The organism is Haematobacter massiliensis (assembly GCF_000740795.1).
In the GTDB taxonomy this organism is placed as follows: Bacteria; Pseudomonadota; Alphaproteobacteria; order Rhodobacterales; family Rhodobacteraceae; genus Haematobacter; species Haematobacter massiliensis.
In genome coordinates, this window is record NZ_JGYG01000009.1 from 14,046 (window position 1) to 28,834 (window position 14,789).

General features: G+C 65.8%; 15 protein-coding genes. 11 read left to right on the plus strand and 4 right to left on the minus strand.

Annotated elements, in window-relative coordinates:
• Positions 1-4 precede the first annotated feature (4 nt).
• Both CN97_RS13165 and CN97_RS20960 read right to left on the minus strand, forming a co-directional pair.
• The gene (locus CN97_RS13165; RefSeq protein WP_051911241.1) at positions 5-1,279 is read right to left on the minus strand and encodes an aminotransferase class I/II-fold pyridoxal phosphate-dependent enzyme; all 1,275 of its coding nucleotides are present in this window, start codon (positions 1,277-1,279) and stop codon (positions 5-7) included.
• A gap of 89 nt (positions 1,280-1,368) precedes the next feature.
• Complete coding sequence (locus CN97_RS20960; RefSeq protein ID WP_165496695.1) at positions 1,369-2,004, minus strand: M15 family metallopeptidase; 636 nt, start codon at positions 2,002-2,004, stop codon at positions 1,369-1,371.
• A gap of 175 nt (positions 2,005-2,179) precedes the next feature.
• Here CN97_RS20960 and CN97_RS20965 point away from each other — a divergent pair, with 175 nt between their 5' ends.
• From CN97_RS20965 to CN97_RS13205, 7 genes are all read left to right on the plus strand, one after another.
• Positions 2,180-2,527: an MliC family protein gene (locus tag CN97_RS20965; RefSeq protein ID WP_035712298.1), complete on the plus strand. Its 348-nt coding sequence runs from the start codon at positions 2,180-2,182 to the stop codon at positions 2,525-2,527.
• A gap of 110 nt (positions 2,528-2,637) precedes the next feature.
• Positions 2,638-4,236 carry an ABC transporter substrate-binding protein gene (locus CN97_RS13180; RefSeq protein ID WP_035712300.1) on the plus strand — a complete coding sequence of 533 codons (1,599 nt, stop codon included), beginning with the start codon at positions 2,638-2,640 and terminating at the stop codon, positions 4,234-4,236.
• A gap of 6 nt (positions 4,237-4,242) precedes the next feature.
• Positions 4,243-5,223 (plus strand): ABC transporter permease, encoded by a 981-nt coding sequence (locus CN97_RS13185; RefSeq protein WP_035712303.1) that lies wholly within the window; start codon positions 4,243-4,245, stop codon positions 5,221-5,223.
• Positions 5,220-6,041: an ABC transporter permease gene (locus CN97_RS13190; protein WP_035712305.1), complete on the plus strand. Its 822-nt coding sequence runs from the start codon at positions 5,220-5,222 to the stop codon at positions 6,039-6,041. Before CN97_RS13185 ends, CN97_RS13190 begins: the two co-directional genes overlap by 4 nt.
• A gap of 2 nt (positions 6,042-6,043) precedes the next feature.
• A complete protein-coding gene (locus CN97_RS13195; RefSeq protein WP_242685249.1) occupies positions 6,044-6,808 on the plus strand; it encodes an ATP-binding cassette domain-containing protein in 765 nt (254 codons plus the stop codon).
• Positions 6,805-7,599 (plus strand): ABC transporter ATP-binding protein, encoded by a 795-nt coding sequence (locus tag CN97_RS13200; protein ID WP_242685195.1) that lies wholly within the window; start codon positions 6,805-6,807, stop codon positions 7,597-7,599. The genes CN97_RS13195 and CN97_RS13200 overlap by 4 nt, the downstream gene beginning before the upstream one ends.
• A gap of 59 nt (positions 7,600-7,658) precedes the next feature.
• On the plus strand, positions 7,659-8,159 hold the full coding sequence (locus tag CN97_RS13205; RefSeq protein WP_035712310.1) for a hypothetical protein: 501 nt from the start codon (positions 7,659-7,661) through the stop codon (positions 8,157-8,159).
• Positions 8,160-8,162: 3 nt separating this feature from the next.
• On the opposite strand, the gene CN97_RS13210 is transcribed toward CN97_RS13205, so the two are convergent.
• On the minus strand, positions 8,163-9,104 hold the full coding sequence (locus CN97_RS13210; protein ID WP_035712312.1) for an NAD(P)H-dependent flavin oxidoreductase: 942 nt from the start codon (positions 9,102-9,104) through the stop codon (positions 8,163-8,165).
• Positions 9,101-9,736: a TetR/AcrR family transcriptional regulator gene (locus CN97_RS13215; RefSeq protein ID WP_035712634.1), complete on the minus strand. Its 636-nt coding sequence runs from the start codon at positions 9,734-9,736 to the stop codon at positions 9,101-9,103. Before CN97_RS13215 ends, CN97_RS13210 begins: the two co-directional genes overlap by 4 nt.
• 315 nt (positions 9,737-10,051) lie before the next feature.
• On the opposite strand from CN97_RS13215, the gene CN97_RS13220 reads away from it, so the two are divergent.
• The 4 genes from CN97_RS13220 (at position 10,052) to CN97_RS13235 (ending at position 14,416) form a co-directional block, all read left to right on the plus strand.
• Positions 10,052-11,404 carry an LLM class flavin-dependent oxidoreductase gene (locus tag CN97_RS13220; protein ID WP_207391649.1) on the plus strand — a complete coding sequence of 451 codons (1,353 nt, stop codon included), beginning with the start codon at positions 10,052-10,054 and terminating at the stop codon, positions 11,402-11,404.
• 57 nt (positions 11,405-11,461) lie between these two features.
• Positions 11,462-12,205: a class II aldolase and adducin N-terminal domain-containing protein gene (locus CN97_RS13225; RefSeq protein ID WP_035712640.1), complete on the plus strand. Its 744-nt coding sequence runs from the start codon at positions 11,462-11,464 to the stop codon at positions 12,203-12,205.
• Complete coding sequence (locus CN97_RS13230) at positions 12,205-13,146, plus strand: 2-hydroxyacid dehydrogenase (RefSeq protein ID WP_035712314.1); 942 nt, start codon at positions 12,205-12,207, stop codon at positions 13,144-13,146. Before CN97_RS13225 ends, CN97_RS13230 begins: the two co-directional genes overlap by 1 nt.
• A 118-nt stretch (positions 13,147-13,264) precedes the next feature.
• Positions 13,265-14,416 carry an aromatic ring-hydroxylating oxygenase subunit alpha gene (locus CN97_RS13235; RefSeq protein WP_035712316.1) on the plus strand — a complete coding sequence of 384 codons (1,152 nt, stop codon included), beginning with the start codon at positions 13,265-13,267 and terminating at the stop codon, positions 14,414-14,416.
• Positions 14,417-14,789 lie beyond the last annotated feature (373 nt).

Genomic DNA, 14,789 nt, shown 5'->3' on the forward strand with positions numbered 1-14,789 from the left:
CGGCTCAGGCGGCAAACCGGCGGGCCCGTTCGGTAAGCGCGAGGAAGGTATCCACATCCTCCGCGCTGTGATCGGCCATCGGGTGCAGTATCCAGCGGGCCCCGCCCTGCGGAACGATGGGATATTCCAGAAGGTTCACAACCGCGCCATTATACAACACCTCCGCCGTCATCCGGCGCGCCACGGCGGCGGCACCGAGCAGGACGGGAATGGCGCTCCCCGGCTCGCCCAGCACGTTGTAGCCCTGTTTGGTGAGCCCCTGCCGGAAAGCCCGGCAGTTCCGCAGCAGGCAGCGCCGCCGCCAGTCTCCCTCCATACCGTCGATAAGGTCCAATGCGGCGAGGATCGCTGCCGCCTGAAGCGGTGAGATCGCCGAACTGCTCCAGTGGATAAGGCTGCTCTGGACGATCGCGGCCCGTAGCGCTGGATGGTTGCAGGCAAGGAAACCGCCATTTGAGGCGAAGGCGCGCGCAAAGGTTCCGCTGACCAGGTCAACCTCGCCCAGCACCCCCTGCCGGCCCAGCACCCCACGCCCGCCCGGGCCGGTGGAGCCGAGATCGAGCGCCGTATCGACGAGCAATGTCGCTTCATGCAGGCGGCACATCTCGCGCAGGGTGACAAGATCCGGCGACTGGCAGTCCGCATAGGACATGGCCTCCATCATCACCAGGATACCCGCATCAGGTTCCTGCGCCCGGATCTTCTCAAGATGCTCGAGGACCGAGGCAGGGGAGAGGTGATGCGCCAGATGCACCTTGCGGGTCGCGATCTCCGCCAGGTCGCGGAGGCCGGGAGCCGCAAGGCTGTCGAGGATGATATGGTCTCCCGGCTGCACGAGGGTACGGAAGAGCGCATGAAGCGCATCCGCCCCCGTCGGGAACACCACCGCATCCCGCATGGACAGAAAGGTCGCCATCCGCTGCTCCAACGTGACGACGAGCGATGTGAGACCCATCATGGCCGCAGACCCGCCGGAATGAATGCCGAAGCGCGCCGCAGCGTCCTGCGTCGCCGCCAGCACCCTGGGATGGGTGGAGATGTTCAGAGGGTCGAGCGAAGCGAGATTGACCCCCGAAAGCATCCGCCCCCGCCGGTCATGCGCGAGCGCCCGCGCACCAATCCGCACAGCATTCACCTTGCAGGCCGGATCGAAGCCGTCGCGGAGCCGTGTATCTAGCCAGTCGCACAGCGGTTGCCACCGCTCCAGCAGGTTCCGGTTGGTCGCATCGTGAAAATCGCTGGCAATGCCTGTCAGACTGTCGGGTAGAAAGGGCGACATGATCTCACTCACCTCATCGTCTGGCCCGGGCGGGCGCGAGAGCAGTCCATGCAGTTCATTCTACACCTTTTTATTGGCGACGCGACAACTCAACCCGTAAACCGCGCGCGCGTCTCGATGAAGCGATCGGCCCTGTACCGGGCATCATCTGCGGCACCCCCGCCGCCCAACCCGCCGGAGGAGGATGCAAGCTCTCCCCGCGCGGCCCAGAGGCGGACGAGCTGTTCGGAAGCTTCGAAATGCATCGCCTCTTCCATCTGAAAGGCCGCGCCCCAGTAGAACATGTGACGGGCAAAGATGGGCGCGATCTCCAGCAGTCCGCGCTGAACACAATCGTCGCCGCGCGTGTCTCCGATACCGTCGATCTTCAGGTCGATGGCGATACCCCAGCTATGGTTGGACACCCCCCTGTCCCCGCGCGCCATCCGGCAGCAGAGCATCGCGGATGTGGAGAGGCGGCGATGCAGGTCGGCGTTGTGGAAGGCGACCTCCTCCATCACGCGGGTGAGCACCTTGAGGGCCGGGCGGAGACCCGTGGCCCGAAACGGCCCGAAATCCGCCGTGGCGATCAGCGACAAGAAGGCCGGGTCGTCGGGCTCCTGCCCATGCTCTGAGAAGGACCGGCGCGGTGTGCCGATGAGCGCGAAATTGAGATCGTTGCCCGGCGGCCGCAAGCGACCGTTGACGGCAAAGCGATTTCCCCCCGCAACACATGAAAAAGGCACTGGTTCTGAAAAATATCCCATCGTCAAACCGCACCGACCCCCGCCGCCATCAGCGACAGGAACAGCTTTGGCACGCAGGCGTAAAACCAACGTAAAAGATACGACAGCTTTCATGCGCGGGTGGCCGGAACGGCGCCTCACACTACCTGTCACGCAAGACAATATGGAGAGCACCATGCAGAAAATCCTTTGCGCAGCAACGCTGTCGCTCCTCCTTCCCGCCCAGGGGATGGCGGCCGGCGATACGACAATCACTCTCCCCGGCGTCAGCAGCACCCAGACGAAGCAGCAGTACAGCTGCGCGAACGGCACGACGCGGACGGTCCAGTATGTCAATGCGGGGCCGAATTCGCTCGCCATCATGACGATAGACGGTGAGCCCTTCATCTTGGTGAGCGTCGTTTCCGGATCGGGTGTGAGGTACACCGGAAACCGCTACCAATGGTTCACCAAGGGCGACGAGGCGGTGTTCAGCGATACGCTGGACGACAGCAAACCCTCCGTCGCCTGCACGGCAGGGTGAAACGCCATTCTCCCACAGAGGTGTAAAACGCATATCTCCTTGTCTGACTGACGCTTGAGAACGCGCGGCAGGGGAGTATTGTCGGGCCTGTCCAGTCCCGGAGGCCGAGAATGCCCTTCCTGCCCACCCGCCGCGTCGTGCTTCAGGGGATCGCCCTGCTTCTGGCCTCCACCGCGCTTCCGCGCCTGTCATGGGCGGCGGAGGGCGGGCGCCTGACCGTGGCGGCGGATTCGGAGCCGAGGAACCTCAACCCCGCCATCGTCGCCTCGAACGGTGTTTTCTTCGTCGCAAGCAAAGTCGTGGAGGCGCTGGCGGAGGCGGATTATTCCGCCCCCGACGGCCTCCGCCCGCTGCTGGCGACGGGCTGGGAAGGGTCGGACGACGGCCTGACCGTCACGTTCCGGCTGAGGGAGGGTGTGAAATGGCATGACGGCGCGCCGTTCACCTCTGCCGATGTCGCCTTCTCCGCCATGCAGATCTGGAAGCCGCTCCAGAACCTCGGACGATCGGTTTTCGCCAATCTTGCCGCCGTGGATACGCCGGACGCCCATACAGCGATTTTCCGGTTCTCGGCGCCCACCCCGCTTCAGCTTATCCGCAATGCCCTGCCGGTGGTTTCGAGCGTCGTGCCCAGACATATCTACGAAGACGGGCCGATCCCGGACAATACGGCGAATGTGCGACCGGTCGGAACCGGGCCCTTCGTCTTCGCGGATCACCGTCCGGGGCAATACTACCTGCTCAGGAAGAACCCCGACTACTGGGACAGGGGCAAGCCGCTGCTGGACGAGATCGTGTTTCAGGTGCTGCCCGACCGCGCCTCTGCCGCCGCCGCGCTGGAGGCGGGGGATATCCAGCTTGCCGCTTTCTCCGCCGTGCCGCTCGCCGATCTTTCACGGATCGGCAAGGTGCCGGGGCTTCGTGTCATCACCCAGGGCTATGAGGCACTGACGTATCAGCTGGTCGTGGAGATCAACCATCGCCGCAAGGAGCTGGCGGATCTGAGGGTCAGGCAGGCCATCGCCCATGCGATCGACAAATCCTTCGTGGTGAACACGATCTTCCTTGGCTACGCCACAGCCGCCACCGGGCCGGTGCCGCAGAACGCGACGGAGTTCTATACGCCGGACGTGCCCGCCTACGACTTCGATCCGGCAAGGGCGGAAGCACTGCTGGACGAGGCGGGCTATCCCAGGGCCGCCGATGGCGCCCGGTTCAGCCTGAACCTGCTGCCCGCGCCCTATTTCAACGAAACCCGGCAGTTCGGCGACTATCTGCGGCAGGCGCTGGCCGTGGTCGGGATCGCCGCGCGGGTGGTGAACAATGATTCCGCCGCGCATCAGAAGGCGGTCTATACCGACCATGCCTTCGACCTTGCCATCGCGCCGCCGGTCTTCCGCGGGGATCCGGCGATCTCCACCACCATCCTCGTGCGGTCGGGCGTGCCGGACGGCGTGCCCTTCTCCAACCAGGGGGGCTACGCGAACCCGTCGCTCGACGCGCTCATCGACGAGGCGGCCGTGACGCTCGACACGGCGAAGCGGGTCGCACTCTACAAGGCGTTCCAGCGCGACGTCGCCGCGGACCTGCCGCTCATCAACGTGGCGGAGTGGAGCTTCACCAGCGTTGCGAGCGACCGGCTGGAGAATATCGCCAACACGCCCCGCTGGGCCGTCTCCGGCTGGGCGGATACCGCGCTCATGCCCTGACGGCAAATGGCCCGCCTCCTCCGCCTCCTGCGTCGTCGGGCGCTGACCGCGATTCCGGTGCTGCTCATCGTGGTGCTGGGCACCTTCGTGATGCTGGAGGCCGCGCCCGGCGATGCGGTGGACGCCTATCTGGCGGGCATCGGCGGCGGTGATGCGGCACTCGGGGCAGAGATGCGCGCACGCTACGGGCTGAACATCTCGGGGGCAGAGCGTCTCGGCGCCTATCTCGCTGCGCTTGCCCACGGGGATATGGGGCACTCGGTGGCTTTCGACCGGCCCATCGCCGCGCTGATCGGAGAGCGGCTCCCGACCACGCTTCTTCTGATGGGGAGCGCTACGGCACTGGCCTTCACACTGGGTTCCCTCCTGGGCATCGTCGCGGGGGCGCGGCCCGGCTCGCTGGCCGACAGGCTTCTGTCGTCCGGCTCGCTCGCGCTTTATGCCGTCCCGGGGTTCTGGCTGGGGCTGGTGCTGGTCACGGTGTTCGCCGTCAATCTGCGCTGGTTGCCGGTCTCGGGGCTGGAGACGATCGCCTCGGGGCGGACGGGGCTGTCGCGGGCGGCGGATATCGCAGAGCATCTGGTGCTGCCGGTGACGGCGCTCGGGGTCATATATCTGGCCCTTTTCCTGCGCCTCATGCGCGCGGGAATGGCCGAGGTCTGGCGACAGGATTTCGTCACCGCGCTCCGCGCCCGCGGGCTTCCGAGGCAGAGCATCGTCGTGGGTCATGTCGCACGGAACGCCCTCCTGCCGCTCATCACCATGCTGGGCTATCAGGCGGGGGCGATGCTGGGCGGCTCGGTCGTGATCGAGAGCGTCTTTGCCATCCCTGGCTTCGGGCGACTGGCGCAGGAGGCGGTCGCGGGTCGTGATGCACCGCTTCTGGCGGGGGTCATCCTGACCTCGGCTGTGGCGGTGTTGCTGGCCAACCTGCTGGTGGACATGGCCTATGCCTGGCTCGATCCGCGTATCGGGAGCGGTGAATGAGGCGGTTTCTTTTGGCGTCGGGCGGGCGGGCCGGGCTGATCCTGCTCGGGACAGTGATCGTGCTCGCCCTGCTGGCGCCGGTGCTCTATCCCGGCGATCCGCTGCGCATTGCCGGGGCGCCGCTGCTGCCTCCCTTCACCGACGCAACACACCCCCTCGGCACCGACAGGCTGGGGCGGGACATCGCGGCAGGGCTGGCGCATGGGGCGCGGACATCGCTGCTCGTCGGTGTGACTGCGGCTGCGGTCGCCGTCACGCTGGGCGCCTTGGTGGGCACGCTCGCCGGTTTCGCGGGCGGGATCGGCGACGAGGTGCTGATGCGCGTCGTCGATGCCTTTCAGATCGTGCCGGGATTCCTGCTGGCGCTGGCCTTCGTCTCCGTCGCGGGGCCTTCGGTCGCCGTCGTGGTTCTGGCCATCGCGCTTGGCGCATGGACGGCCCCCGCGCGGGTTGCGCGGGCGGAAGTGCTGTCCATCCGCTCCCGCGATTTCGTTTCGGCCGCGCGGGTTCTGGGGATGCATCCACTGGAGATCGCCTTCAGGGAGGTGCTGCCGCTCGCCCTCCCGCCGGTTCTGGCCCTGTCCTCCGTCATCACCGCGGGCGCGATCCTGACCGAAGCGGCGCTGTCATTTCTCGGCCTCGGCGATCCGAATGTGGTGACATGGGGCGGGATGATCGCGGAAGGGCGGGCCGTGCTCCGCTCCGCCCCCTGGCTTTCCATCCTGCCGGGGGTCGCGCTCATGCTGACTGTCGTCGGGGTGTATCTGCTGTCCGAGGCGCTGGTGGAGACGCTCTCCCGCCGGGAGCGGCAGGGTTGAGCGTGCTCGCTTCGCTTCAGGGGCTGAGCGTCGCCTATGACGGGATGCCGGTGCTGCATGGGGTGGACCTTGACCTGCGGACGGGGGAGCGGCTGGCGCTGATCGGGGAAAGTGGCTCAGGGAAATCCACGCTGGCGCTGGCGCTCGCAGGATTGCTGCCCGTTTCTGCGCGGGTGACGGGGCAGATCCGCTGGACCTCCGGCCCGGTCCGACCGGGGCGGGATTACGGGTTCGTCTTTCAACAGCCAGCTGCGAGCTTCGATCCCGTGCTCTCCATTGGAAACCAGATGGTGGAAGTGCTTCGCCATCACCTGAAACTGTCACCCGAAGCCGCGCGCCTCCAGGCGGCGGCACTGCTCGCCCGCGTGGGCATACCGGAGCCATCGGCCGCGCTCCGTCGGTTTCCCCATCAGTTCTCGGGCGGCCAGTTGCAGCGGATCGCGATCGCCACCGCCATTGCGGCTGACCCCCATGTGCTCATCGCGGACGAGGCGACAAGCGCGCTGGATACCATCGTTCAGGCGCGGATCGTGGCGCTGCTGCGGTCGTTGACTGCGCCCGACTCCGGAATGACGCTGCTCTTCATCACCCATGACATCGCCCTTGCCGCCGGGCTTGCCGACCGGATCGCGGTACTGGAGGCCGGCCGTCTGATACAGGTGGGACCGGCGGCGGAGGTGATGGCCGCGCCGTTGCCCTATACCGCCCGCCTGCTGGCCGCGCATCTGGGCCTCGATAGCCCCCGGCTGGTATCGGCGCGGCCATGACGCCATCCGTCCTGACCATGCCACCGGTGCTGCTTGCGGCGGAGGGGCTGTCGCTCACCTATCCGGGCCGGAGCACGCCCGCGTTGAAGGACGTGTCGTTGACCGTTGCTGCGGGGGAGACGCTGGGCCTTGTCGGCCCCTCCGGCTGCGGCAAGACCACGCTCGGGCGGGTGCTTCTAAGGCTCGTCAGGCCCGATACGGGCCGCATCGCGCTGCTCGGGGAGGACTGGCTGGCGCTGAGAGGCAAGGCGCTCCGTCAGCGGCGCGGGTGGATGCAGCTTGTCTTTCAGGATCCGCTCGCCGCCTTCAACCCTCGCGCCACGGCAGGCTCGGCGATTGCCGATGCCCTGCGGCTTCAGACAGCGCTTCCCGCGGTGGAGCGTCCCGCCCGCGTTGCTGCGCTTCTGGCGCGGACGGGGCTTTCTCCCGATCTGGCGGCGCGGCCCATCCATGCGCTGTCCGGCGGGCAACGGCAGCGCGTGGCCATCGCCCGCGCCATCGCGACGGAGCCGCGTCTCATCGTGCTGGACGAGGCGGTATCGGCGCTCGACATCTCCATCCGGGGGCGAATCCTGCGGCTTCTGGTCGATCTGCAGCGGGAAACGGGGGTTTCATACCTTTTCATCTCGCATGACATCGCGGTTGTGCGGGCGATATCCCACAGGCTTGCGGTCATGGACCAAGGCCGGATCGTCGAGATGGGAGAGACGGAGGAAGTGCTGGCCACCCCGACCTCTGACACGCTGCGCGCCCTGATCGCCGCGGTGCCCCTGTTAAACGCTGGTGGTTGACGCGCCCCGATCCTGCTTCACATTGCCTTTTACAGCACCCGTCGGATCAGGATGACATCATGCCTGCGAATGAGGACAAACCCGCCGAAACGACCCATCTGGGAGATGAGAGCTTCATGACGGCGGAAGATCTCCAATCCTATATGGATCGCCGCCGCGCCGCCTTGAATGCGGATGACAGCGCCACCCGGACAGAGGCGAACAAGGCCCGCGACGAGTTGATCGCCCAGCTTTCAGAGCCGTTGAAGCTTGATCGCCAGACGGTCCATGACGTTGTGGACAATCTCAAGATGCGTCTGACGACCGCCGCCGAGCGGGGAGAGACGGAAGTGCTCATGCTGCGCTTCCCGAACGCGCTCTGCACGGATCACGGCCGCGCCATCAACAACGAGGAGCCGGACTGGCCCGATACCCTGACCGGCCGCCCGCGCCAATTCTACGAAATCTGGCGCGATCATCTGAAGGAAGCGGATTTTCAGCTCAAGACGATGGTCATCGACTGGCCCGACGGGATGCCGGGAGATATCGGCATGTATTTGAGCTGGAAACGGCTGGAGTAGCCGTCACCATCCGGCAAAGGGGTCATGCGCGAGTTTTGTGATGGCCTCTTTATATTCCTGGGCCAGCCGGTCGCAGAGTTCGGCGGCGCCGGGAATGTCACCTAGCGAACCGACGCCCTGACCGGCGGACCAGACGTCGCGCCAGACCTTCGCCTCATTGCCCATGTCGAGCTCGCCATGGCCTTGCAGGTTTGCTGGGTCCATGCCTGCCGCCACGACGCTCTGCGCCAGAAAATTCGCCCCCACCCCGGAAATCGCCGGCGTATAGAGGATATCCGCGGCGCGCGCCGCGACAGTCATCTCCTTCTGCGCGCGGCTCACCATAGCCTCGCGCGTGGCAAGGAAACGGGTGCCGAGATAGGCGAGGTCCGCCCCCATCGCCCGCGCGGCGGCGATATGCGCACCGGTGGACATAGCCCCGGAAAGCGCGATGGCGCCACCAAAGACGGAGCGGATCTCCGACACCAGCGCAAAGGGGCTGATCTGGCCCGCATGTCCCCCGGCCCCTGCGGCGACGGCGATGATTCCGTCCACACCCGCCTCCGCCGCCTTTTCGGCATGGCGGCGGCTGATGACATCGTGAAACACCAGCCCGCCATAGGAATGCACCGCGTCCACCACATCCGCGACCGCGCCGAGAGAGGTGATGACCAGCGGGACACGATGCCGGACGACCTCCTCCAGATCGGCACGCAGGCGGGGGTTGGAGCGATGGACGATCAGGTTCACCCCATAGGGAGCCGGGCTGTCAAAGGCTTCGAGACGCGTCGCTATCTCCTCAAGCCAGGCCACGAAACCGTCGGTGCTGCGCTGGTTCAGCGCCGGAAAGGTGCCCACGACGCCCGAGCGACACACTTCCACCACCAGATCGGGGCCGGAGGTCAGAAACATCGGCGCGGCTATGGCGGGCAGGCGCAATCCCTCGAATGCTTTCGGCAGTGTCATTGCACGACTTCCTTCCCGGGCATGACGCCCCGCATGAGACTATCGACGGTCCGCGTCGCGACCTCCTCTGCGGTTATCGGCCCCGCCGGGTCGAACCAGGCGCCAAGACCGTTCAGCGCCCCCGCGAAAGCAAAGGTGGCAAGGCGCGGATCGGGTGTGCTGAGGCTCCCCTCCGCCGCGCCCTCCGCCACCACGGCACGAATGAGCAGGTCGATCTCCCGCTTCAACGCTCGAAAAGAGGCGCGGCTTTCGGGGGAGAGCAGGTGATCCTGTGTCCGTGCGACGCAGATGCCGAAATCGTCCAGCATGATCCGCGCATAGGCCATCAGCATGGCGCGAAGCCGCTCCGGCGCGGGATCGCCCGCCACCGCCGCATCCCGGGCGGAGGCCGCGATGGCGTTCAGCCCGCGCCGGGTGCATTCGAACAAAATCTCGTCCTTGTTGGCGAAGTAGCGATAGATCGTGGGCTTCGTCACGCCCAACGCCTCCGCCACGTCGTCGAGCGAGGTCGCATGGTAGCCGCGTTCGTTGAAGAACCGCGCGGCGGTCCGGAGCACGGCATCCTGCTTGCGGCTCCGCTCCCCCGAGCGCTGGCGGGAGTGGCTCCAGGGGGAGAGGGCTGGTTTCGACATGGGACCGCGCATTTACTTATCGGTAACAGAATAGAGCCATGCCCCTCCCTTCTGGTCAAGCTTCCAGCGCCGGCACTTCCCCGTGGTTAGGCCGTCCCTATGGCACGCACTCGATTTTCATAATTTACAGCCGTCGCCCCTCACGCGGAGAGTAATCCCAGGCCCGCAAAGGACAGCGCAGGAGCCGGGGGGCGGCCCGTCGGGATGCCGCAGGCCCGGCTTGACGCTCGCGGCGGGCATCTGCTCCCACCATCCGGCATGTCACGCCGGCTGGTCTACATTCCGCGATCCGGTATCGCCGCGAAAGGAATCGATATGACGAAGAAACCGATGGTTCTGGGCGGGCTTTTTGAAGCGAACGGCTACCATTCCTCCGCCTGGCTTGTGCCGGGAGCGACGGACGGGGCCTCCACCGATGTCGATTACTTCAAGGACATCGTGCGGAAGGCCGAGGACGGCAAGCTCGACTTCTTCTTCCTGGCCGATACGCCCGCCGCACGGACGGAAAAGCTCGACGCATGGACGCGGGGGCCGCTCTACATGAACATGCTGGAGCCGATCACGCTCCTGACCGCGCTGGCGGGCTGTACCTCGCATATCGGCCTCGGCGCGACGGCCTCCACCAGCTTCTACGAACCCTACAACGTGGCGCGGCTCTTCGCCTCGCTCGACCATATCAGCCATGGGCGCGCGGCCTGGAACGTGGTGACCTCCGCCAATGATTTCGCGGCGCGCAACTTCGGTCTGGACAAGCTGCCGCCGCATGACCGCCGCTATGAGAAGGCGCAGGAATTCTTCAAGGTCGTCACCTCCCTCTGGGACACCTGGGAGGACGACGCCTTCATCTACGACCGCGACGGCGTGCGGATGTTCGATCCGGCGAAGTTCCATGTCACCGATCACGAGGGCCCGTTCTTCAAGGTGCATGGCGGGCTCAACATGGCGCGTCCGCCGCAGGGCCATCCGGTGATCTTCCAGGCAGGCGCTTCGGAAGCAGGCAAGGAGCTTGCCGCCGAAACGGCGGAGGTGGTGTTCGGCACCGGAGCCAACAAGGCGCAGGCCATCCAGTTCTACGAAGACCTGAAGGGCCGGATGGCGAAGTTCGGCCGCGACCGGGACGAGCTCAAGGTGCTCTCGGGCGTTTCCATCGTCCCTGGAGAGGACGAGGAGGATGCCCGCCGCAAGTGGGACTACTGGCAAAGCCTCGTCCACACCGACATCAGCCTGATGTACATGAAGACCGATCTGGAGACCGACCTGTCGGACCTACCGCTGGACGAGCCCGTTCCAGAGCATCGTATCCCGGAGAAATCGAACTTCCATCAGGTCTATTTTGACGAGATCGTCGGCCTCATCCGTCAGGGGCTGACGCTCCGCGAGGTGATGCGGAAGTACAACCGATCCAAGGCGATCTTCTTCGGCACCTGCGCCGACGTGGCCGACCAGATGGAGGACTGGGTCGCCTCCGGCGCCTCCGACGGCTTCATGATCGCCTTCCCGGTGCTGCCGGAATCCCTGACGGACTTCACGACGAAAGTCGTGCCTGAGCTTCAGCGTCGTGGGCTTTTCCGTACCGACTACACCGGCACCACGCTGCGTGAGAACCTTGGGCTGAAACGCCCGCCGAACCGCCATGCGACGGCCGGCGCCAGCCTCGCTGCGGAATAAACTCCTCTCCCTCAGGCGGGCCGTCAGATGCCCGCCGTCTCCAACAGGACCTCCCCCATGAAAGACAACATCACATCGGCCGATGAACGGCAGCTCCGCATCGACCTTGCGGCGACCTTCCGCATCATTGCACGCTTGGGAATGCACGAAGCCGTCGCGAACCACTTCAGCGCCGCCGTTTCTCCCGACGGCCGCCAGTTCCTGCTGAACCCGAAATGGAAGCATTTCTCCACCATCAGGGCCAGCGACCTGCTCCTGCTCGATGCCGACGACCCCGCAACGGCAGAAGGCGGCCTTGTGGACCCGACGGCCTGGGCGATCCACGGCCAGATCCACAAGTCCAACCCTTCGGCGCGGGTGGTGCTGCATCTCCATCCGATCCACGCCACCACCATCGCCTGCCTGCAAAATCCCGCGATCCTGCCCATCGACCAGAACACCGCCCGCTACTTCAACCGGGTGGCCGTCGATCTGCACTACGGCGGCATGGCCGACTCGGTGGAGGAAGGCGCGCGGCTCGCGGGGCTGCTCGGCAATCATTCGCGGCTGATGATGGGCAACCACGGGATCCTCGTCGCCTCCGACACTATCGGCGTGGCCTTTGACGATATCTACACGATGGAGCGGGCCTGTCAGATCCTCACCACCGCCTATGCCACCGGTCAGCCGCTTTCGGTGCTGTCGGACGAGGTGGCGGAGGCCACGGCGCTGGACTGGGAAGGCATCCGCGATTTCTCCATCGCGCATTTCGAGGAGATGAAGCGGATCCTCGACCGCGAAGAGCCGGACTACGCAGACTGATGACCATTCTCATCAGCGCGGATGCCGAGCGCGTGGCCACGCTCTCGGAAATCCTCCGCCGCGAATTTCCCGGCCGTCGCGTGCTGGCCGCGCCGGAAGGCGTGATGCCCGGAGACATGGCGGCCGAGGATGTCCGCTACCTCGTCACCTATCGTGCGCCCGCCGGCCTGCGGCGCTTGCTGCCGGCATTGCGCTGCGTCTTTTCGCTTTCCGCCGGGATCGACCAGTTCCGGCAGGACGACTTCCCCGAGCAGACGGAGCTCGTCCGTCTCGTGGATCCTGCGGTGGCGGCATCGGTGGCGGATTATGTGACCCTCTCGGTGCTGCTCATCCATCGCGACCTTCTTGCCTACATGGTGCAGAAGGCGCGGCGGCAGTGGCGGCAACTCCCGAACCCGCTGCCCTCCGAACGCCAGGTGGGTATCCTCGGCCTTGGAGAGCTGGGAAGCGCGGCTGCGGAACGGCTTCGGCCCTTCGGCTTCCGCCTGGCAGGATGGAGCAGGACACCGCGGGACGTGCCGGGCGTTGCCTCCTTCACCGGGGTGGCAGGCCTGAAGCAGATGGTGAGCAAAAGCGACATTCTCGTCTGTCTCCTGCCGCTGACAGAGGAAACCCGCGGCATCATCGACGCGGAGCTTCTGGCAGCCCTTCCCGAAGGCGCCGGCCTTGTCCACGCCGGACGCGGACCCCAGCTCGACCAGCGCGCGCTTCTCGCTGCGCTGAACGAGGGGCATCTGTCGGCGGCCGTGCTCGACGTGACGGACCCGGAGCCGCTTCCCCCGGACGACCCGCTCTGGACACATCCCCGCGTCATCCTCACACCGCATGTCGCCAGCCAGACCCGCGCAGGCAGCGCCGCGCGCACGATCGCGGAAAACATCCGCCGCGCGGAGCGCGGAGAGGCGATGATCGGAAGCGTACCGCGCGGGGTGGCGTGTTGATCGCCACCCAGGATTAGGTAAACCCTAAGCAGGGGTGTAGAAGTTGATAATTCTTCGCTCCCCCCAGGCGGCGTAGGCTTTGCATCAAGGCAGGCCCTTTTGTGAAAGGCGGACACCCATGACGCAGCACGATCCCGCGCTCCGACCCATCGAGGAGCTGGCCCAGAACGTGAGCCAGCCTTTTGAAAGCGCCCGCGCGATGCCGAAATCCGTCTATACGTCGGAGGCGTTCGTCGCGCGGGAACTGGAAACGATCTTCGCCCGCGACTGGCTCTGCGCCGGGCGGGCGGACGCGTTGAAGGAGCCGGGCGACTACCTGACCATGGATATCGCGGGCGAGCCGATCATCGTGCTGCGCGACCGGGAGGGAACGCTCCGCGCGATGTCCAACGTCTGCCGCCACCGGATGTCCACGCTGCTGGAGGGGCGCGGTCGGACCCGTGCCATCGTCTGCCCCTATCACGCCTGGACCTACAACCTTGACGGCTCGCTGCGCGGCGCGCCTGCGATGGAACTGAACGAGAGCTTCTGCAAGACCGATGTCGCGCTTCCGCAGATCCGGTGTGAGGAATGGCTGGGCTGGATCCTCGTCACACTCAACCCGGAAGCGCCCGCCCCGGCCGAGCGGCTTGCGGATGTGGAGAAGCTTGTCGGCTATCTCGACATGGGATCCTATGTGGAGACCTTTCGGGAGGAGCACCGCTGGAACACCAACTGGAAGGTGCTGGCGGAGAACTTCATGGAAAGCTACCATCTCCCGGTCTGCCATTCCGACACGATCGGCGGCTCGGTAAACCTGATGAAGATGACTTGCCCTGAGGGGACGGACGCCTTCAACCACCATTTCATCCTCAAGAATGATTCGGTGCCGCTGGCGCTTGCCCATCCGTCGGACACACGGCTGCAGGGAGATGAGCGGCGGATCACCTGGCTGCTCGCCATCTATCCCGCGCTGCTCATCACGCTGACGCCGGGATATTTCTGGTATCTCTGCCTGCACCCCGACGGGCCGGATCATGTGAAGATCCTCTATGGCGGCGGCCTTTCCCCCGCATTCATGGCCGACCCGGAGGCGGAGGCGCATTTCGCAGCGTTGAAGACCCTGCTTGACGAGGTGAACGAGGAAGACCGGGGCTGCACCGAACGCGTGTTCCGCGGCGTCTCCTCCCGCTTCGGCGCGCCGGGCTATCTGTCGCATCTGGAGCGGCCGAATTTCGAGTTCGCCCGATACATCGCTCGCCGCGTCGGCGCGTTGCCTGCCGAAAGCTGATTTTTCGACCCGCCTATTCTCGTCCCGCCGAGCCCCGGCGGACCGCCTGAAAGGCCCTAAAGGCCGGTGCACAAGCGCATCCGCACGTTCAACATCAGGGACACCTATCCCGAGCAGACCCCCAGCAACGATCTGTGGCCTTCGTTCCCTGGGAACAGAGGGTGTTCGTTCGCGGCCATATCGGCAAGAATCGCCTGGATATGCGCAACCCGCGCGTTCACCTGGCGGCGTGGCACCGCCCTCCGCCACCTGCGCCCCCTCAGTGCGTGAGCAGGCCCTTGGCGCTTGCGACGCCGCAGCCAAGCGCAGTCATCGCTCCCGGCCATTATCCTTCCACGCGACCGTGTTGCAGTGCCACCGCTGGCATGAATTT